Source organism: Streptomyces sp. NPDC005878 (assembly GCF_040629815.1).
Lineage (GTDB): Bacteria > Actinomycetota > Actinomycetes > Streptomycetales > Streptomycetaceae > Streptomyces.
In genome coordinates, this window is the sequence record NZ_JBEXWK010000018.1 from 56653 (window position 1) to 75730 (window position 19078).

12 protein-coding genes and 1 pseudogene are annotated in these 19078 nt (G+C 72.6%); 7 read left to right on the forward strand and 6 right to left on the reverse strand.

Annotation, left to right across the window (positions count from 1 at the left end):
- The first annotated feature begins 32 nt into the window (after positions 1-32).
- Positions 33-1835, forward strand: a complete 1803-nt coding sequence (locus ABZ404_RS24605) for a S8 family serine peptidase (RefSeq protein WP_358835237.1) — start codon at positions 33-35, stop codon at positions 1833-1835.
- A 94-nt stretch (positions 1836-1929) separates the two neighbouring features.
- Here ABZ404_RS24605 and ABZ404_RS24610 read toward each other — a convergent pair whose 3' ends face one another.
- The gene (locus tag ABZ404_RS24610; RefSeq protein ID WP_358835238.1) at positions 1930-4239 is read right to left on the reverse strand and encodes an NlpC/P60 family protein; all 2310 of its coding nucleotides are present in this window, start codon (positions 4237-4239) and stop codon (positions 1930-1932) included.
- Positions 4240-4680: 441 nt separating this feature from the next.
- Here ABZ404_RS24610 and ABZ404_RS24615 point away from each other — a divergent pair, with 441 nt between their 5' ends.
- Positions 4681-5499 carry an endonuclease/exonuclease/phosphatase family protein gene (locus ABZ404_RS24615; protein WP_358990877.1) on the forward strand — a complete coding sequence of 273 codons (819 nt, stop codon included), beginning with the start codon at positions 4681-4683 and terminating at the stop codon, positions 5497-5499.
- A gap of 102 nt (positions 5500-5601) precedes the next feature.
- A complete protein-coding gene (locus ABZ404_RS24620) occupies positions 5602-7593 on the forward strand; it encodes a glycoside hydrolase (RefSeq protein ID WP_358835240.1) in 1992 nt (663 codons plus the stop codon).
- 31 nt (positions 7594-7624) lie between these two features.
- Here the strand turns inward: ABZ404_RS24620 and ABZ404_RS24625 are convergent, their stop codons facing one another.
- A complete protein-coding gene (locus ABZ404_RS24625; protein ID WP_358835241.1) occupies positions 7625-7786 on the reverse strand; it encodes a hypothetical protein in 162 nt (53 codons plus the stop codon).
- A 378-nt stretch (positions 7787-8164) separates the two neighbouring features.
- Here ABZ404_RS24625 and ABZ404_RS24630 point away from each other — a divergent pair, with 378 nt between their 5' ends.
- The gene (locus tag ABZ404_RS24630) at positions 8165-9082 is read left to right on the forward strand and encodes a MurR/RpiR family transcriptional regulator (RefSeq protein ID WP_358835242.1); all 918 of its coding nucleotides are present in this window, start codon (positions 8165-8167) and stop codon (positions 9080-9082) included.
- Between the two features lie 336 nt (positions 9083-9418).
- The gene (locus tag ABZ404_RS24635) at positions 9419-9808 is read left to right on the forward strand and encodes a hypothetical protein (RefSeq protein ID WP_358835243.1); all 390 of its coding nucleotides are present in this window, start codon (positions 9419-9421) and stop codon (positions 9806-9808) included.
- Positions 9809-9824: 16 nt separating this feature from the next.
- Here ABZ404_RS24635 and ABZ404_RS24640 read toward each other — a convergent pair.
- Both ABZ404_RS24640 and ABZ404_RS24645 read right to left on the reverse strand, forming a co-directional pair.
- A pseudogene (locus tag ABZ404_RS24640) lies at positions 9825-11315 on the reverse strand (YfcC family protein); the annotation flags it as partial.
- Between the two features lie 212 nt (positions 11316-11527).
- A complete protein-coding gene (locus tag ABZ404_RS24645) occupies positions 11528-12901 on the reverse strand; it encodes a M20/M25/M40 family metallo-hydrolase (protein ID WP_358836606.1) in 1374 nt (457 codons plus the stop codon).
- Positions 12902-13077: 176 nt separating this feature from the next.
- Here ABZ404_RS24645 and ABZ404_RS24650 point away from each other — a divergent pair, with 176 nt between their 5' ends.
- The gene (locus ABZ404_RS24650; protein WP_358836605.1) at positions 13078-13344 is read left to right on the forward strand and encodes a hypothetical protein; all 267 of its coding nucleotides are present in this window, start codon (positions 13078-13080) and stop codon (positions 13342-13344) included.
- A 96-nt stretch (positions 13345-13440) separates the two neighbouring features.
- On the opposite strand, the gene ABZ404_RS24655 is transcribed toward ABZ404_RS24650, so the two are convergent.
- Complete coding sequence (locus ABZ404_RS24655) at positions 13441-14442, reverse strand: LacI family DNA-binding transcriptional regulator (RefSeq protein ID WP_358836604.1); 1002 nt, start codon at positions 14440-14442, stop codon at positions 13441-13443.
- 341 nt (positions 14443-14783) lie between these two features.
- On the opposite strand from ABZ404_RS24655, the gene ABZ404_RS24660 reads away from it, so the two are divergent.
- A complete protein-coding gene (locus tag ABZ404_RS24660; RefSeq protein WP_358836603.1) occupies positions 14784-17513 on the forward strand; it encodes a GH92 family glycosyl hydrolase in 2730 nt (909 codons plus the stop codon).
- On the opposite strand, the gene ABZ404_RS24665 is transcribed toward ABZ404_RS24660, so the two are convergent.
- On the reverse strand, positions 17486-19057 hold the full coding sequence (locus ABZ404_RS24665; protein WP_358836602.1) for an alpha/beta hydrolase: 1572 nt from the start codon (positions 19055-19057) through the stop codon (positions 17486-17488). The two genes, ABZ404_RS24660 and ABZ404_RS24665, sit on opposite strands and share 28 nt — an antisense overlap.
- Positions 19058-19078: the final 21 nt, after the last annotated feature.

The following is a 19078-nucleotide window of genomic DNA, read 5'->3' on the forward strand; positions in this document are numbered from 1 at the left end:
CACCCGTGCCTGTCGGGTCATCGGAGGACGCATTGATACCCCCCATATCCAGACGCCCCCGACGCCTCCTGGCCGGGGCCGTCGCCCTCGGAGCCGCGCTGACCTTCGCGGCTCCCGCCCTCGCGAGCACCCAGCCCGTCGCCCCGTCCGCCACCGCGCCGGCCCGCGCGACCGCGCCGGTCACGGCCCGCACCACGGCGGCCTGGGCCGCGGGCACCCGTGCCTACCTGGTCATCACCGCCCCCGGTGACACCTCGGCAGTGCGCTCGGCCGTCACCGCCAACGGCGGCACGGTGTTCTCCTCCTTCGACGCGATCGGCGTCATCGTCGCCCACTCCGCCTCCGGCACCTTCGCCGCCACCATGCGGGGCGTCGGCGGAGTCCAGCAGGTCGGCGCCACCCGCACCGCGGACGTCCCGGCCGACGCCTACAACCCGGCGCTGCCCGCCAACCCGGCCCAGTCGACCACCCCGGCCGGTGAGCCGGTGCGCTGGGACATGAGCCAGATCAAGGCCGACCAGGCCTGGGCGGTCTCCACCGGATCGTCCTCGGTGAAGGTGGGCGTCCTCGACACCGGTGTGGACGACCAGCACCAGGACCTCTCCGCCAACTTCGACGCCGCCGACTCCGTCTCCTGCGCCTACGGCAAGCCGGACACCCGCGCCGGCGCCTGGCGCGATGTCGACAGCCACGGCACGCACGTCGCGGGCACGATCGCCGCCGCCAGGAACGGCAAGGGCGTCGTCGGCGTCGCCCCCGGAGTGAAGATCGCCTCGGTCCGCCTGGCGGAGCCGGGCTCGACGCTCTTCTACGCGGAGAACACCGTCTGCGGTCTGATGTGGGCCGGTGACCACGGCTTCAAGGTCACCAACAACAGCTACTACACCGACCCGTGGCAGTTCAACTGCCCGGACAACGCCGACCAGGCCGCCATCATCGAGGGGGTGCGGCGCGCCCAGGCGTACGCCGAGGGCAAGGGCTCCCTCCAGGTCGCCGCCGCGGGCAACTCCAACTACGACCTCGCGAACAAGACGACCGACACCGAGAGCCCCAACGACTCGACGCCCACCACCCGCCGCATCACCAACGCCTGCCTCGACATCCCCACCGAGCTGCCGGGCGTCGTCACCGTCTCGGCGATGGGCAGCGGCAACGTGAAGGCGTCCTACTCCAACTTCGGCAACGGCGTCATCGACGTCGCGGCCCCGGGCGGCGACGGCTCCAACGGCGTCTACTCCACCCTGCCGGGCGGCAAGTACGGCACGAAGAGCGGCACCTCGATGGCCTCCCCGCACGTCGTGGGAGTGGCCGCGCTCCTGGCGAGCGCCACCCCGGGGATCACCCCGGCCCAGCTCCGCGACAAGCTGGCCGTCCAGGCCAACGACGTCGCCTGCCCGTCGGACAGCCGGTGCACCGGCACCACCGCCAAGAACGCGTTCTTCGGCGAGGGCCAGGTCGACGCGCTCAAGGCGGTCGGCGGCACCGTCCCGCCGGGCGCGTACTTCGAGAACACGGCCGACGTCGCCATCGGCGACAACACCACCGTGGAGAGCGCGCTCACCGTCACCGGCGTGACCGGCAACGCCCCGGCCGCGCTCAAGGTGGGGGTGAACATCGTGCACACCTACATCGGCGACCTGAAGGTCGACCTCGTCGCCCCCGACGGCACCGTGTACACCCTGCACAACCACACCGGCGGCAGCGCGGACGACATCCACCAGACGTACACCGTCGACGCGTCCGCGCGGGTGGCCAACGGCACGTGGAAGCTGCGCGTCAACGACAACGCGGGCGGTGACACCGGCCGGATCGACAGCTGGAACCTGACGTTCTGAGACGGTCGGGCCCGCGTACCGGCGGAAAAGGCCCGGGCGTCCACTCCCCGGAGGGAGCGGACGCCCGGGCGTCGTGCCGTTCACCGCACAGCGGTCAGGCCCTGGTCTCCGGGTCCAGGGCGGGCGGCCGAGTGCAGTCGATGACCCGGTCGAGCCAGTAGGCGCCCTTGACGAAGATGTTGCTGACCCAGCCGTTGTAGTCCGGCAGGTACGACCACACGTCGTTGGTGACGCCCTCGGCCGTCACCGACTGCGCGTGCTTCTGGCAGCCGATCCTGACCTGGGTCGGGCCGCTGAAGGTGTTCTTCACGTCGGAGGTGACGTACGGACGCGCATGGGTGTTCACCCCGGTGCCCCAGGTGCTGAACATACCGTCGGCGCCCGCGCTGGTGCCGCCTCCGCTGCCGGTGTCCGGGTCCAGGGCCGGCGGCCGGGTGCAGTCCATGACACCGTCCAGCCAGGCCGGGCCCTTGAGGTAGATGTTGCTGATCCAGGCCCCGTAGTCGGGCAGGTACGACCACACGTCGTTGGTGATGCCCTCGGCGGTCACCGACTGGGCGTGCTTCTGGCAGCCGATCTTCACCGGGGTCGGCCCGGAGAAGGTGCTCTTCACCGCGGAGGTGGTGGTGGGGTGCGCGTGGGTGTTCACGTCGGTGCCCCAGGTGCTGTTGTTGCCGGTCGACGTGCCACCGCCGCAGTCCGGCACACCGTCGAGCCAGGCCGCGCCCCTGACGAAGATGTTGCTCACCCAGCCGCCCAGGTCGGGCAGGTGCGACCAGGCGTCGTTGGTGATGCCCTCCGCCGTCACCGACTCCGCGTGCTTCTGGCAGTCGATGTGGATGGCGGTGGGGGCGGAGAAGGTGGTGACCACCGAGCCGGAGCGCGAGGGCGTGGAGCGTACGTTGACGCTGTCGCCCCAGGTCGAGTGCTCCCCGGAGCCGCTCGCACCGCCGCAGTCGGGCACCCCGTCGAGCCAGTAGGCGCCCTTGACGAAGATGTTGCTGACCCAGCCGTTGTAGTCCGGCAGATGGGACCAGACGTCGTTGGTGATGCCCTCGGCGGTGACCGACTCGCCGTGCTTCTGGCAGTCGATGGTGATCGCCGTCGGACCGGGGAAGGTGGTGACGACCGAGGCCGAACGGGCCGCGGCGGAACGGACGTTGATACCCGTTCCCCACGTCATGTGGTTGCCCGAGCCCGCCCCGCCCATGAACCGCAGACCACCCGCGTAGTCAGCCATGTTGTGGCTGTTCAGGTCCGAGACCATCACATGGGTGTCGGACTCGCGCGCCTCGACGATCTTCCCCGCGCCCAGGTAGATGGCCACGTGGTGCACCGACCGCTTGCCCCAGAACACGATGTCACCCGGGCTGAGCGCCGTGGTGTCCGTGCCGAGCCGCTGTCCCGGCAGGCTGAAGATGCCCGCGGCGGTGGTGTTGCCCATGACGTCGTAGCCCACCGCCTGCGACCAGGCCCACCGCACCAGGCCCGAGCAGTCGAAGCCCTTGCGGTACGGGTCGTTCTTGCTGCGTTCGGGATCCGACTGGTCCACCCACCCGTAGGAGGCACCGGGCGAGGCTCCGTGGCCGCCGCCCCAGCTGTACCAGGTGCCCGCCGCGACCTGCGAACAGGCCGCGTCGATGGCCCGGTTCGCGGCCGGGGAGACCGCGCCGCCGTGGGCGGCGCACCCCCAGGTGTTCTGCCCGTCCGGCGGACCGTACTGCCACGGCCAGTAGAGGTGCCCCATCTCGCAGGGGATGTGCGCGTTGCGCGCCAGGTCGACCGGGTAGCGGCACTGCGAGTCGAGGTGCTCCAGGAAGCCGTCGGGGTACGCCCACTGGTGCCACTCGCCATGGGTGATCCCGTACGACAGGTTCTTGGCGTACTGGTCCCAGATGATGGTGGCGACCGGCGTGTTGTAGGTGAGCCACTCGCTCAGGCTCCACGGCCCGTCCGCCCGTACGTGCAGCAGCAGCGCGCTGTCCGTGCGCTCGATCCAGAACACGATGGCGCGGCCCGCGCCCTCGGAGTGGCCGGGCAGCGAGACCAGCCGGAAGCCGGTGGTGTACACGTCGGTGGCCTGCACCGGGTTCTCGGTGCCGAGGTAGGAGAGCATGCACTTCGCGCCGGGCTTGAGCTGGCCCTGGCAGTCGGTGTCGAAGGCGAAGTACTGGGCGAACCGCCACTCGGCCATCGCCGCGACCTGCCAGGCCGCGGGCTCCGCGGAGCCCTTGTCGACGGATGCCAGGGTGTAGGTGAGCTCGTGCGCGTCGTCCGCCCGGGCGGTGGTGGTGCCGGTGAAGAGCAGGGTGCCGATGGCCATGATGAGACCGGCGGCCAGGGCGAGGGCACGGTGCCACACGCTCCGCGGGCGCCCTGGCGCCCGTGCGACCTGTGAGGTCATGGTTCTCCTTGGTCAGGGGGGTGCGCGTGCCCGTTGGCGGAAAGCCGACCCCCCGGTCGGCCGGGAACGCGCGCACGGATCATAGCGTTGTCTGAGCACGGTCAAAGTGGATCTTGAGGGGGCTCCCGGGAGGCCGGGACAGGTCCGCCCGGAGGGCGTCGAAACGCTCCTCTTCTTCGCCGTTTCACACGGGCCAAGAGGGCGCTTTTCCATCCAATCGGATGATTTTTGTCAACCTTGCTCGGTAAGTGGGGAGTTAGACAGCAAGGCAGCGAACCCACCCCCCGTCCACCGTCCCATCCCCCGTCCCGTTCACGCCCGTGTCGATGTCGCTCTGACGGCCCCAGGCAGCACCCACCCCGTCAGGGCGTGTCGGCATGCTCCGGGTTGTGCGCGGGCCCGTACGACGACTTCCGCAGACTTCGAAGACAGAGGTGTTCCGTGATCCGTGTGTGCGCCAGGCCCGCGCTGGCACTCGTCCTGATGCTCGTCCCCCTGGCCGTCGCACCGACGTCCTCGGCGGCGGCCGCACCTCAGACCCTGACCGTGCTGACCTACAACATCCACCACGGCGCGGACTCCGACAACGCCCTCGCCCTCGACCGGATCGCCGCGGTGGTGAAGGACAGCGGCGCCGACGTCGTGGGTCTCCAGGAGGTCGACCGGCACTACGACGCGCGCAGCGACTTCGTGGACCAGGCGAGCTGGCTCGCGGAGCGCCTCGGGATGCAGGTGGCCTACGGCGCCAACCTCAGCCTCGACCCGCCGCGGGCCGGGGCGCCGCGGCGGGAGTACGGGACCGCGATCCTGTCCCGGTTCCCGGTCGTCGCGGCGCACAACACCCCGCTGCCCCGCCCGCGCCAGGGCGAGCAACGCGGCCTCCTCGAGGCCGACATCGACGTGAACGGCACGGCGGTGCGCGTCCTGAACACCCATCTGGAGCACACCTCGCAGACCGAGCGCCTCGCCCAGGCCGACGCCGTCGGCAACGTCATCAAGAGCTCCAGCCGTCCCACCCTGCTGATGGGCGACCTCAACGCCCCTCCGGCGGCCGGCGAGGTCGGCGTACTGACCAGGATCCTCGCCGACGCGTGGCGCAAGGCGGGGGAGGGCGCGGGATACACCTTCGACGTCCGCAACCCGCGCAAGCGCATCGACTACGTCCTCGCCTCCTCCACCGTGGCCCCCCAGCAGGCGCGGGTCCTCGACAGCGAAGCCTCCGACCACCTGCCGCTCCGCGTCGAAGTCACCCTTCCCTGAGCCCTGCGGGCCGACGGAGGAGGCGGTGGGTGTACGGATCGTCCGGCGCCCGGCGGCCCGCCCTCTTAGAACCCTCTTAGGGGACACGACTATTCACGACCCATGAGATCAATCCTCCCGGCCCCGGCCCGGACACCCCGCCGTGCCGCCGCCCACGGCCTCGCCGCCGCCCTCGCCCTCGCCGCACTCGCCGGATGCACCACGGCGAACGGCGCCGAGGTCTCCGCCCCCGACGGAGACGGCAAGGTGACCGTCCCCGTCCGGGGCGGCACCGCCGTCATCGACACCGCCTCACTGGCCGTACGCGCGCACCCGGCCGCCGGGGGAGAGCTGGAGCTGTCCGCCCCGGCCGCCACCGGCCTCGGCCGGCCCGGTCCGGTCACCCGGATCCGCGGGGGAGCCCGCTGGACGTACCCCGCGAAGGGTTTGACGGTCACGGCCGTCGCCGAGCGCGGGCGGCTGCGCGTCGACATGGCGGCCGGACGCGACGGGGAGGTGCGCTGGCCGGTCACCGGCACCGACGCGTCCGCCTCCGACCTCCAGCTGCCGCGCGGCGAGGGCCTGAACATCCCCGTGGGCGACGCCTTCTGGAGCGCGCCCGAGCGCGGCCTGACCGGTGACCCGATCGACCTGGGCTCCGGCGCCCTCACCATGCCGATGTGGGGCTATACGTACGGCGGGCGCGGCGCGAGTTACCTCGTCCCCACCGACATCGGCACCTCGCTGCGGTTCGCCTCCGAGGGCGGCCGGCTGCGCGGCACGGCCACCCACACCTTCGACCGGGGCGAGGACACCCGCGCGTACACCGTCACCTTCGCCCTCACCGACGGCAACCCGGTGGCCCCGGCCGTCGACTACCGCGACTGGCTCTCCGAGCACGGCCGGCTCGGCAGCCTGCGCGACAAGATCAGGGCCAACCCCGCCGACGGTCGGCTGCTCGGCGCCTTCCACGCCTATCTGTGGGGCGACGCGCGCACCCCGCGGGGCGTGCGGGAGCTGCACCGGCTGGGGGTGAGCCGGATGTGGCTCGGCTACGACGCGGGCAACGACCCGATGAGCTCCCAGGCCGTGCGCACCGCCGAGAGGAGCGGCTACCTCGTCGGCCCGTACGACTCCTTCGCCAACGGGCAGGACCCCGCCACCGCCGACTCCCCGAGCTCGGCGTGGCCGGGCCGGGTCTACCCCGACCACTGCGTGACCGACGCCCGGGGCAAGCCGGAGACCGGGTTCGGCAACCGGGGCTGCTACCTCAGCTCGCAGGCGTTCGAGCAGACCGAGCCGGGCAGTCACCTCCTCGCCGACCGCACCCGCCAGATGGTGGCCAACGGCGCCGACAGCTACTTCCTCGACGTCGACGCGGCCGGAGACCTCTTCCGGGACCACAGCCGCGCCCACCCCATGACCAAGGCGCGGGACCGGGCCAACCGCCTCGCCCGGATGCGGCGCCTCACCGACGGCGGGCTCGTCCTCGGCTCCGAGTCCGCCCGCGCCTGGGCCAACCAGGTCCTCGCCTTCGACCACGGATCGGCCACCCCCGTCGGCGACGGCCTGTGGCCGCTCCAGCGCGACAAGGAGGTGTGGGGCGGATACGCCCCCGAGAAGGCGCCCAAAACGTTCTTCAAGCCGGTCGACCTGCCCGCCGACCTCGCCCGGGAGATGTACGACCCCCGGTACCGCGTCCCGCTGTACGAGACCGCCCTGCACGGCTCGCTCGTCAACGTCGAGCGCTGGGAGCTGTCCTACGGGAAGCTGCCGCGGCAGAAGACGACCCGGGCGATGCTGGCGATGCTCTACAACATCCCGCTGAACTACGTCCTCGACGGCCCCGCCCTGAAGAAGGACGGGCCCGAACTGGCCGCGCTGCAACGGTACTTCGCCCCGCTGCACCAGAAAGCGGGCACCGAGCGGCTGACGTCCTTCCGCTGGCTGACCGCCGACCGCGCCGTGCAGCGCACCGTCTTCGGCGCCGGTGTGCTGACGGTGACCGCCAACTTCGGGGCCACCGCGTCCCACGGCGTCCCCGCCGGATGCGTCAGCGCGAAGCTGAAGGGCGACGGCGGGCCGAGGCTGCTGTGCCCGAAGGCGGTGTCCTGACCGGCTTCCGCCGACGCGGTGGGGCGGGTGGTCAGCGGAAGAAACCCGGCGTCGGCAGGCCCGGGCGGAACGGCATGATCACCTGCTCCAGGTGGCGCTGGATCTGCTCGGCCTCCCGGCGCACGTCGCCAGGGACGTCACCCCGTTCCCGTATGAGCTGGGCGTAGATCGGTACGTCACTGTCGCTGTTCACCGCGCGCTGTCCCTCCTGGCCGCCGGCGCGTCCCGCCGGCGGCACGATTTTAGGCGGTACGGGGGAGCGGTCGGTCACGGCGGGTCGTTTCCCGGCCGGTATCGCGCTCGCCGCGGCCCCCAACAGGCCCTGCCCGCAGCGGTGTTCGGCCCGGGCGGAGATGGCGGGCGCCGAGGGTGACGAGGCAACCGGAGTACGGGCGGCGCCCGCCGTGCGAGGGAGGCCGATCGAGCGGGGGACGCCACCGTGCACGAGGATCCGGACGGGGCCGCCGGAGCCCCGCGCGTACGCGGGTGACCAGCGGATGGAACGGGCGCCTGCCCGTCGCGGCGGTGAGCTATGTTTTGAGCACACATGGCATGAGAAGGAGGCCCGCCGGTGTCATCGGGGCAGAAGGCGCGCGCCCAGGCGGCCGCGATCACGCCGAGCGGGCAGGCGTCGCACCACGAGCGCCCCGCGGCGGACCGGGTGCGGGCCCTCTTCGACGGCCACCGCCTCTCCCCGGGGCAGCGGCGCATCGCCCAGTACCTGATCGACCACCTCACCGAGGCCGTGTTCCTCTCCATCACCGAGCTCGCCGAGCGGGCCGGGGTGAGCCAGCCGTCCGTGACCCGCTTCGCCGTCTCCCTGGGCTACAGCGGCTATCCGGCGCTGCGGGACGTGCTCCAGCCGATCGCGCTGAGCGCGGTGGCCGGCTCGCCGGAGACCCGCGAGGAGATCCGCCACAACGAGCTCCAGGCGGCGGTCGACGCCGAGATCGAGAACCTGGAGAACGTGCGCAGGCTGGTGGCCAACACCAACCAGGTCCTGGAGACCGGCCGCGAGCTGGCAGCTTCGGTTCCGCTCACCGTCCTCGGGCTGCGGATCTCCGTGTCCCTCGCGGAGTACTTCGCGTACGCGGCCCGGCGCATCCACCCCGATGTGCGGCTGGTGACGCGCGGCGGCAGCGTCGCCTACGACGCGCTGCTCCAGTCGCGCTCGGCGGGCGGCACCTGGGTGCTGGCCTTCGCCATGCCCCGGCACGCCAAGGAGACCCTGGCCGCGCTGCGGGCCGCCCGCAGCGCCGGGCTGCGCATCGCGCTGATCACGGACACCACCCTGGGGCCGCTGGTCGACGAGGCCGACGTGGCGTTCACCGCGGGCACCGGGTCGCGGCTCGTGTTCGACTCGTACGCGGCGCCGGGCGTGCTCGCGGCCGCTCTTCTCCAGGCCATGGCGGACGCCGACCCGGAGCGGACCCAGGCGCGCCTCGAAGAGTACGAGCAGGCCGCCGACCAGCACGGTTTCTTCCTGTAGGACCCGATTCGGGCCCGTTTCCCCGGTGGGGCTCCTCAGGATCTTCACACCGTACGTGCGCATGAATTTTTTCATACCCTTGTTTACTCAACGGTATATATGTTTACTGAGGCGGAGGCGATCCCCCCGATCCCCCAGATGCCAAGGAAGGCGCTTCCCCACGCCCTCCCAGAGCGGACAGCCGACGTGACGCCCCCCTCCTCGCGTCAGCCGGACGTCCGATCCAGGCTTTCGGATCCGGGCGGACGCCCACGGGCGGCCTCGGCCAACCCCTAGGCCGGGGCCGCCCCCTCCCCACCTCTCGATCAGAGTTCGACAACTTCGGAAGCGACGAGAATGCCCCACACGGCCCCCACCATCGCGCTCAGCCCGGACTGGCCCTGTCAGGTCAAGGAACCCGGGACGCGGGACTGGGAACGCACCGCGACCCGCTGGCTGCGCGACCTGCTGCCGGCCCGCTACGCCGGCTACTCACCGCTGACGCGCCACCACGTCATCCTCGCCCGGCACGCCCAGCTCCAGCTCCAGCACGAGATGCGCGCGGTCCGGGTCGCCCTCCAGACCAGCCGCGCCGAACTGCCGACGCTGGGCGTCGCGGAGGCGGTCATCGAGAACACCATCCGCATGTACGCGACGGAGCTGGACCAGCTGGGCCGGCTCGCCCGCGGGGTGCGCCTGGTGACGGACGCCCTGATGGGCGACCACCCGGCCCACCGCAGGGTGTAGGCCCCTGCCCCGCCGCTCAGGTGACGGCCGCGCCCAGCGCCACGAATCCGCAGATCAGCACGGCGAGAATGACCAGCAGGGGCCAGACGAACCGCAGGTACTTGTCGTAGCCGACCTTGGCGAGGGCGACCCCGCCGATCGTCACCGCCGTCGTCGGCACCCACAGGTTCATCCAGCCGCTCGCCGCCTGCCAGGCGGTGACGACCACCGCGCGCGAGACGCCCGCGAAGTCGGCCAGCGGGGCGAGGATCGGCATGGCGAGGGTGGCGTGGCCGGAGGTGGAGGGGATCAGGAAGGCCAGCGGCAGGTTCACCACGAAGACGATGATGGCGAACACGCCGGACGAGGTGCCCTTCACCACGCCCTCGATGGAGTGCAGGACCGTGTCCGTGATCCGCGAGTTGTTCATGATCACGGTGACCCCGCGGGCCAGCATGATGACGAGCGCGGGGGAGACGAAGTCCCCCGCCCCCTGGACGATCGTCGAGCTGGTCTTCTGCTCCCCGAGGCGGGCCACCATGCCGACGAGTACCGCGGCGCACAGGAACAGGGCCGCCAACTGCGGGAAGGACCAGCCCAGTTCGAACGAGTACGGTGTGGCGTCGGCCTTGCCCGTCAGCGCGCTCGACCACGGCACCACCGAGAAGATCATGAAGGCGAAGACGAGGCCGAGCACCACCAGCACGGCTTGGTGCGTGCCGGTGAGGCGCGGGGCCTCGCCCGCGTCCGTCGCCGTCCGCTCGCGGTCCCCGGGCAGGAAACCGCTCAACGAGCGCCCGGGCACCTTCTGGACGCGCCGGGCGTAGCGCACGACGTAGGTGATGGTGACCGCCGTGAGCACCAGCCACATCACGAAGCGCAGCACGATGCCGTCGCCCAGCGAGATGTCGGCGGCGGAGGAGGCGACGCCCGTGGCGAAGGGGTTGACGGTCGAGCAGAGCACGCCCACCCCGGCGCCCAGGATCGCCGTGCCGACCGCCACCATCCGGTCGTAGCCGAGCGCGAGCATCATCGGCACGAGCAGTCCGTAGAACCCGAGCGTCTCCTCGGCGAAGCCCTCCACCGTGCCCAGCACCGAGAAGACCAGCATCACCCCGGCGATCAGCAGGGCGCCGCGGTCGCGCAGCCGGTGGGCGAGGCGCTCGATGCCCCGGTCGAGGGCGCCGGTGGCGAAGACGACGGTGATGAACGCGCCGATCGCCAGGACGAACAGGAACACGCCCGCGCTGCCGTACAGATCACCGGTCAGATCGGGGCCGACCGCGCCGGAGGTGGAGTCCCGGATGCCGTACAGACCGTTGACCGGGGCCAGGAAGAGGTCGTTGAGGCGGTCGACGAAGCTCTGGCCGGAGGAGACCCGGTGATAGGTGCCCTGGACGGGGGCGCCCTTGTCGTCGCGGTCGTACTGGCCCGAGGGGATGAGGAAGGCGAGCAGCCACACGGCGACGGTGACGATCGCGAGGACGGTGAGCGCGCTCGGAAACGCGAGCCTTCGCTTCGGCGGCGGGCCGGGCGGCTCGGTCGAAGCGGTGCCGCCCGGCCCCGGGGGACCGCCCGGCTCACCGGGTCCGACCGGTTCCAGCGGTGTACCGCCCGGTCCTCCCGGGGCGACCGGCTCGACCGGCCCGGGAGACCCGCCGGACCCCGCAGACCCCCCGGGCCCAGCCGTCCCGCCGGTCCCAGCCGCCCCGCCGGGGCCGCCCACGCCGCCCACGCCGCTCACCGGGCGGCCCCCGCTCCGCCGCGCGCCTCGCCCCGGGTGAAGTTCTCCGCGTACTCGCGGACGAACGCGGCCATGGCGATCACGGTGCCGCGCAGTTCGGAGAAGAGGACCCGTTCGTTGGGGGCGTGCAGGTTGCACATGCTGTCCTGGGCCCCGAACAGCAGCACCTCCGCACCCGGCGCCGCCTCGGCCAGGCCGTTGACCAGGGGAATGGAGCCGCCCGTGGCGACGTACGAGGCTTCCTCGCCCCACGCCTCCTTCAGCGCGGTGAGCGCTGCCCGGTAGGCGGGACCGCCGGTGGCCGCCTCGTATCCGGGCCCGGTGTCGCCGGGGGTGACGGTCAGCGGGATGCCGAAGGGGCGCAGCGCGCGCAGATGGTCGACGAGTCCGCGCTGTGCCTCGCGCGGGTCCTGGAGCGGGTGGAAGCGCAGGTTCAGCTTGGCCCGGGCATAGGGGACCACCGCCGAGGCGGCGTGCTCGACGGCCGGCGCGTCCAGGCCGATCACGGTGATCGCGGGCCCGCTCCACAGCCGTTCACCGAGCGACCCGGATCCGATCAGGGGAAGCCCCTCCCGTACGCCCGCCAGCGAACGGAACTCCTCCTCCGTGTACGTCGTCCCGGTCCACGGGTCGCGGCGCAGGCCCTGAACGGCCACGTCGCCGTGCAGGTCGTGCAGTGTGGCCAGGGCCTTGAGCAGGACCAGCAGCGCGTCGGGCGCCGCCCCGCCGAACTCGCCGCTGTGGCGGGGCTCGTCCAGGGTGCGCACCTCGACCGTCACCTCGGCCGCCCCGCGCAGCCCGGTGGTCAGGGTCGGGGTGCCGGGGCGGAGGTTGCCGAGGTCGGCGACGACCATCGCGTCGCAGGCGAACCGCTCGGGGTCGGTCGGCGGGTAGGTGTCGAAGGCGCTGCCGTACTCCTCCTGCCCCTCGATGACGATCGTGACGCCGACGGGCGGGCGCCCCCCGTACACCCGCAGCATCCCGAGGTGGGCGATGACGTTGGACTTGTCGTCCGCGATGCCCCGGGCCCGCAGCCCGCCCTCGACGGGCGTCGGCTCGAACGGCGGGGAGAGCCAGAGAGTCCGGTCGCCCGGGGGCTGGACGTCGTAGTGGCCGTAGAGCAGCACGGTGGGCGCGTCCGGGGACGGGGCGGGGATCCGCCCGTAGACCACCGGGGCGGTGCCGGGGAGGTCGAGCCGTTCGATGTGGGGCACCCCGGCGTCCCGGAGCAGCTCCACCACCAGGTCGTGCGCCTCCTCGACGGGACCGGGCGGGAAGCCGGGGAAGGCGATCGAGGGGATCGCCGCCAGCCGTTCCAGGTCGGCGCGGAGCCCGTCCATGAGGCCGTCGACCCGGGTTTCCAGCTCCATCGCGCGCCGCCCTGACTGCCGCTCCGCCGCCGCGCCCGGCGCCCGGACCGGCGGATTCCGAATGCCGTCGGGACACCACGATCGGCGATCGCACGGGGGGCCGCACCCCGGGCGGCGCACCCGGGTCACCGCGCCCGGAACCGGCGTTGTCAGTGGTGGGTGGCACGCTGACGGGTATGGACGAGCTGATACGGCGCCGGGTCTACGGGGCCGACCACGACGATCCGGACCCCGGACCGCGACCGGGGCGTGTCTACCGCGAGCTGGTGGCGGGCCCGCTGGACGGGCTGCTGCTCGACGTCACCGGCTGGACCGAGCGGCAGCTGGGCGAAGGCGCGGCCCTCGCCACGGAGATCGGCTCGCACGGCCCGGGCGGCCGCGCGTGGTACGGACCCCGGCCGGGCGACCCGCACCACTGGGACTGGGCGGGCGACACCCCCTGACCGTGTCGCGTGCGGACCGCGGCGCGCCGGTCGGCCGCGTGCGGGGAGCGGCGCGGGCGCACCGAGGGCTCGTCGCGGCCGTCGCGCCGGGCGAGGTCAGGAGTCGTGCCGTTCCGGGCCGCCGCGGACGATCAGCCGGGTGAGCAGGACGACGGACCTGGGCGCCGAGCGGTCGCCGTCGATCCGGGAGAACAGCAGCTGGGCGGCGGTGGCGCCGAGCGCGACCGGGTCCTGGCTGACGACGCTGAGCGGCGGGCTGAGGCGGTCGGCGAGGGGGAAGTCGTCGAAGCCGACGACGTCGACGCGGTCGGCGTCCCCGAGCGCGCCCATCACCCCCATGGTGATGACGTCGTTCGTGGTGAACAGGGCGGTGGGCGGCCGGCCCAGGGCCCGCAGCGCCGCCAGGGCCGCGGCCGCGTCCGGCCGGCTGCGCAGTTCGTGCCGTACGAGCGCGGGGTCCTCGGGTATGCCATGCGCGGCCAGCGCGTCGCGATAGCCGGCGTGGCGCTCGCGCTGGGTCCAGATGCCGAACCGGTCGCCGAGGTAGGCGATCCGGGTGTGGCCCCGGGCGAGCAGATGGCGTACGGCCCGCTCCGCGCCCGCCCGGTTGTCGACCGTGACGGTGTCGACGGCCAGCCCCTTGGCGGGCCGGTCCACGCAGACGACCCGGGTGCCGCCCTCCATCGGCTGCTTGAGGAACCCGTGGCCCCCGATGGTGGGCACCAGCAGGAGACCGTCGACCTGGCGGGCGGTGAAGGCCGCTATCACCTCGCGTTCGCGGCGCGGCTCGTCGTTGGTGCTGCCGACGAGGACGAGGCAGCCGCGGCGGTGCGCCTCGTCCTCCACCGAGCGGGCCATCAGCGCGTAGAAGGGGTTGGCCAGGTCGTCCACGACCAGCCCGATCGTGGACGTGCCGGGGTTCTTGCGCCGTAGGTTGCGGGCGTTGTCGTTGCGCTGGTAGCCCAACTGCCGTACGGCCTGCTCGACTCGGGCGGCCGTCCCCGGCGAGACGCCGGGCTCGCCCGACACCGCGCGCGACACGGTCATGGGGCTGACCCCGGCGGCGCGGGCCACGTCCTTCATCGTCGGGCGCTTCACGGGTCTCCTCGGCGGCGGATCCGTCCCCGGACGACGGACGGTGGTGTGTCGATGATTGCAGACGGAGCCGCATGTCAGGCCGGATGAGCCGACCTTGGGACCGCTGGTGCGGCCTGAGCCTTCGCGGGGCCCGGACTTGGTAACGTTCCCATCCCCGACGTCCGGTTCCCCGGCTTGTTACGTGCCGGGCCCTTGACGTGTCGTCAGGGACACCTCAACAATCCTGAGTTGATTGGTAACGTTCACAACGACCGTCACGCACCCGCACTCCGAGCATCCCCCGTCCCCGAGGCAGCCCGCCGGACGGCGGGCGGGCCTCCGCGAGAAGGTGGTCCCCCCTCGTGCTCCGATCCGTGCACCCCACCCGATCCCGTCCGCGCCCCCGGTACGCGGCGGCGCTGAGCGCCCTCGCCCTGGCCGCCACCGGCCTCGTCGGCCTCGCCACGGCGGCGCCGGCCCACGCGGCGGTGCTGCCGCTGACCCAGTACGTCGATCCGTTCATCGGCACGGACGACAGCAACGCCCCCAACCCCGTGCCGGGCGGCGCCGGGGGCAGCACCTACCCCGGCGCCGTAGTGCCCTTCGGCGGCGTGCAGTTCAGCCCCGACACCCCCACCGCCTCACCGTCCGGCTACCGCTACAAGGACACCACCGTCGAGGACTTCAGCCTCACCCACTTCGACGGCGCCGGCTGCCCCAACAACGAGGACCTGCCGCTGCTGCCGGTCACCGGCGCGCTCGGCACCTCACCCGGCTCCAACTGGACCGGCTACGCCTCGGGCCACACCAAGGCGAACGAGACCGCCCGCCCCGGCTTCTACAAGACGCGCCTGGACCGCTACGCCACCGACGTCGAGCTGTCCGCCACCACCCGCACCGGCATGGGCAGACTCACCTACCCCGCCTCGTCCGCCTCCCGGCTGCTGGTCGCCACCGGCCGCAGCGCCACCGGCAGCCGGGCCGGAACCGTGCACGTCAGCGGCGGTGAGCTCACCGGCAGCGTGACCGCCGGAGGCTTCTGCGGCTCGTCCAAGACGTACCAGATCTACTTCGACATCCGCTTCGACCGCACCCCCACCGGCTTCGGGACGTGGTCCGGCGCCACCGTCACCGACCGCTCCGCGAACGCGTCCGGCACCAACACCGGCGCCTACGTCACCTTCGACACCACGGCGAACCGCACGGTCCAGTTCAAGGTGGGCCTGTCGTACGTCAGTGTCGCGGGCGCCCAGGCCAACCTGGCCGCCGAGAACGGCGGCTGGGACTTCGGCGCGGTGCGCACGGCGGCCGACGACTCCTGGAACCAGCTGCTCAACCGGGTCCAGGTCGGCGGCGGCAGCACCGCCGAACGCCAGAAGTTCTACACCTCGCTCTACCACGTCCTGCAGAGCCCCAACATCTCCAGCGACGTCAACGGCGACTACCGGGGCTTCGACAACGCCGTGCACCGCTCGGCCCGCCCGGTCTACCAGAACTACTCCGGCTGGGACATCTACCGCTCCTGGGCCGCATTGATAGGGCTGATCGCGCCGACCGAGGCCAGTGACATCGCCAAGTCGATGGTCCTGGACGGACAGCAGGGCGGACTGCTGCCCAAGTGGTCGCAGCAGACCAACGAGGACTTCGTGATGACGGGCGACCCGGGGCCGATCATCGTGAGCAGCCTGTACGCGTTCGGGGCCCGCGACTTCGACACGGGCGCGGCGCTCGCCCTGATGGAGAAGGCGTCCAACGGCGGCACCACCCAGGGCAGCGCGATCCGGGGCCGCCAGTCGGCGTACACCAGCCGCCACTACCTCGACGATCCCTCCGACTCCCTGGAGTACTCCGCGTCCGACTTCGCGGTGGCCCAGTTCGCCAGGGCACTCGGGGACACCTCCGCGTACACCACCCACATGACCCGCGCCCAGTGGTGGCGCAACACCTTCAACGCCGAGTCGTCCTACGTCCAGCAGCACAAGAGCGACGGCTCCTGGACCTGGCCGCTGGACCCGGCGAGCCAGTCCACCTTCACCGAGGGCAACGCCTCCCAGTACACCTGGATGGTCCCGTACGACTTCGCCGACCTGATCAGCTCCATGGGCGGCCGGCAGACCGCCGTCCAGCGACTGGACCACCACTTCACCGAGGTCAACGCCGGTCAGAGCAGGCCCTACTACTACATCGGCAACGAACCCGAGCACGGGGTGCCGTGGGCCTACAACTACGCCCGCCGCCCCTCCGGCGCCTCGGACGCCGTGCGCAAGGTGATGGCCGAGTCCTTCACCACCGGCGCCGGCGGCCTGCCCGGCAACGACGACCTCGGCGCGACCTCCGCCTGGTACGTGTGGGCCGCGCTCGGGATGTATCCGGCGACGCCCGGCGCGGACACGCTGGCCCTGCACGGGCCGCAGTTCCCGTCCGTCCTCATCCAGCGCGTGGCCGGGAACATCACCATCAACACCTCCGGCTCCGGCGCCTATGTGCAGGCCCTCGCCGTCAACGCCACCCCCACCAGCCACAGCTATCTGCGCTACCCGGACCTCGCCTCCGGCGCCACCCTCACGTACACCATGGGGTCGGCGCCCGGCGCCGCCTGGGGCACCGGGGCGGCCGACGTACCGCCCTCCTTCCAGGACGGCGCCACTCCGGTACCGGCCGCGCCCGAGCTCGGGGCGAACCTCGCCCGGGGCGCGACCGCCACCGGGTCGGCCGTCTGTGCCGCCGCCGAGTCGCCCGACCGGGCGGTGGACGGCTCGTTGCGGAACAACAGCAAGTGGTGCTCCTCCGCGAGCGGCCCCTTCCTCCAGGTGGACCTCGGCTCCGCCCGGACCGTGTCGTCGTTCGTCGTCGAACACGCGGGTCTGGGCGGTGAGAACACCGGCTGGAACACCGGCGGCTTCGAGATCCGGACCAGCGCCGACGGCTCCTCCTGGACCACGGCCGCCACCGTCACCGGCTCCCGCTCCAGCCGGACCTACCACCCGGTCTCCCCCCGCACCGCCCGCTATGTCCGCCTGCTGGTCACCAGCCCGGCCAACACCTCCAACAGCGCGGCCCGGATCTACGAACTGGAGGTCCACGGCACCTGACGCCCCGGCCCGGTCGACGGGCCGTCGCCGCGCGCCGCCGGGCAGACGAGGTCGGCGCGCGGCAGCCGTCCGTCGGCCAGGTAGGCGTTGACCGCGCCGTTGACGCAGGCGCTGCCGTAGGCGAGCCCGTACACCGCGTGCCGGTAGGAGTCCTTCACCGTGATCAGCCGGGAACTCGGCCACCTGGCGTGCATGGCCCGCGCCTCGGTGTACGGCACGCGCGGATCGCCGGTGGCATTCACCATGAGCGCCGGCACGTCGTTGTCCACGACGGTCGGCCGCTCGCGCGGCGCGGGCCAGAACGGACACGGGGTGACGTCATTGACGATCGGCCCGAACAGCGGATGGGCGGCGCGGCTGCGCTCGACGGCCCGCCGGTAGACCTCCGGGTCGCGCGGGCCCGGGGTGTCCGCGCACAGATACGCCGTCTGGGCGCTGCCGTACGCGGAGTACTCGCCGGTGAACAGGCTCGGGAGCAGCTCCGCGAGTCCGGGGTCGGGTTCGGCGTGGCCGGTCGCGGCGGCCTGCTTCAGCGTGCCGACCATGACGGCGATGCCCGCGTCGCTCTGTTCCAGGTCGTCGCCGAGGACGCCGTACAGGAGCACCGGCAGGACGTGGGCGTCGATGCGGAAGGTGCCGACGGTGAACGGGTGGCGGGCGGCGGTGGTCCGGACGCGGTCCACGGTGGCGAGGACCGCGTCGGCCGTGGTGCCCAGTCCGTAGGCGGCGTCGCGCCGCGCGGCCCACCGGGCCCAGTTCCGCAGGGCGTTCTCGTTCACCCGCTCCGTTCCGTACTCGGCCCAGGGGGCGAGGTGGCGCGGTTCGTGGACGCCGTCGAGGACCATCCGGTCGGTGCGGCCCGGGAACATCGCGGTGTAGACCTCGCCCAGATACGTGCCGTAGGAGATCCCCAGATAGGAGATCCGCCGCTCGCCGAGCGCCGCGCGCACCAGGTCGAGGTCGCGGGCGGCGTTGCGGGTGGAGGCGTAGGGCAGCAGAGCGGCGGCGTCGCGGCGGCACCTGGCGGCCAGGTCGCGCTGGAAGGCGGTCATCCCGTCGAAGCCCGCCTGGTCCTCGCCCGCCGAGCGGAAGTACGTGCTGGTCGGCCAGTGGCAGTCGAGCGGCGCGTTGCGGCCGGTGAAGCGGGGGTCGACGCCCACCAGGTCGTACCGGGCGGCGAGCCGGCCCAGCGCGGCGTGGCGGTCCGGCAGATAGTCGACGACCGGGTCGGCGGGGCCGCCCTCGTTGACCACGAGGGTGCCGATGCGGTGGGCGGTGTCGGTGGCCGGGATCCGGGCCACCGCGACGCCGAGGGCCGGGCCGCCGGGGCGGGTGTGGTCCAGCGGGACTCGCACCTCCGCGCACCGGGCGCCCAGCTTCTCCAACTCCCGGCCGGAGGTGTCCTGGGCGTCCCGCACACAGCTGTGCCAGCGGGGCCCGAGCGCGGCGGCGGACGGCGGCGTGGCGGTGAGCGACAGGAGGGCGGCCACGGCCGTGGCCGCCCCGAGCCGGACGCGGGTGTGTGTGCCGTACGCCATCCTCATGTCACCGAGGGTAGCCGGACG

Excerpts from the sequence above, each read along its gene's own strand:
- ABZ404_RS24610 (WP_358835238.1), bottom strand. The coding sequence starts at position 4,239 with ATGACCTCACAGGTCGCACGGGCGCCAGGGCGCCCGCGGAGCGTGTGG.
- ABZ404_RS24620 (WP_358835240.1), top strand. The coding sequence starts at position 5,602 with ATGAGATCAATCCTCCCGGCCCCGGCCCGGACACCCCGCCGTGCCGCC.
- ABZ404_RS24635 (WP_358835243.1), top strand. The coding sequence starts at position 9,419 with ATGCCCCACACGGCCCCCACCATCGCGCTCAGCCCGGACTGGCCCTGT.
- ABZ404_RS24645 (WP_358836606.1), bottom strand. The coding sequence starts at position 12,901 with ATGGAGCTGGAAACCCGGGTCGACGGCCTCATGGACGGGCTCCGCGCC.
- ABZ404_RS24650 (WP_358836605.1), top strand. The coding sequence starts at position 13,078 with ATGGACGAGCTGATACGGCGCCGGGTCTACGGGGCCGACCACGACGAT.
- ABZ404_RS24665 (WP_358836602.1), bottom strand. The coding sequence starts at position 19,057 with ATGAGGATGGCGTACGGCACACACACCCGCGTCCGGCTCGGGGCGGCC.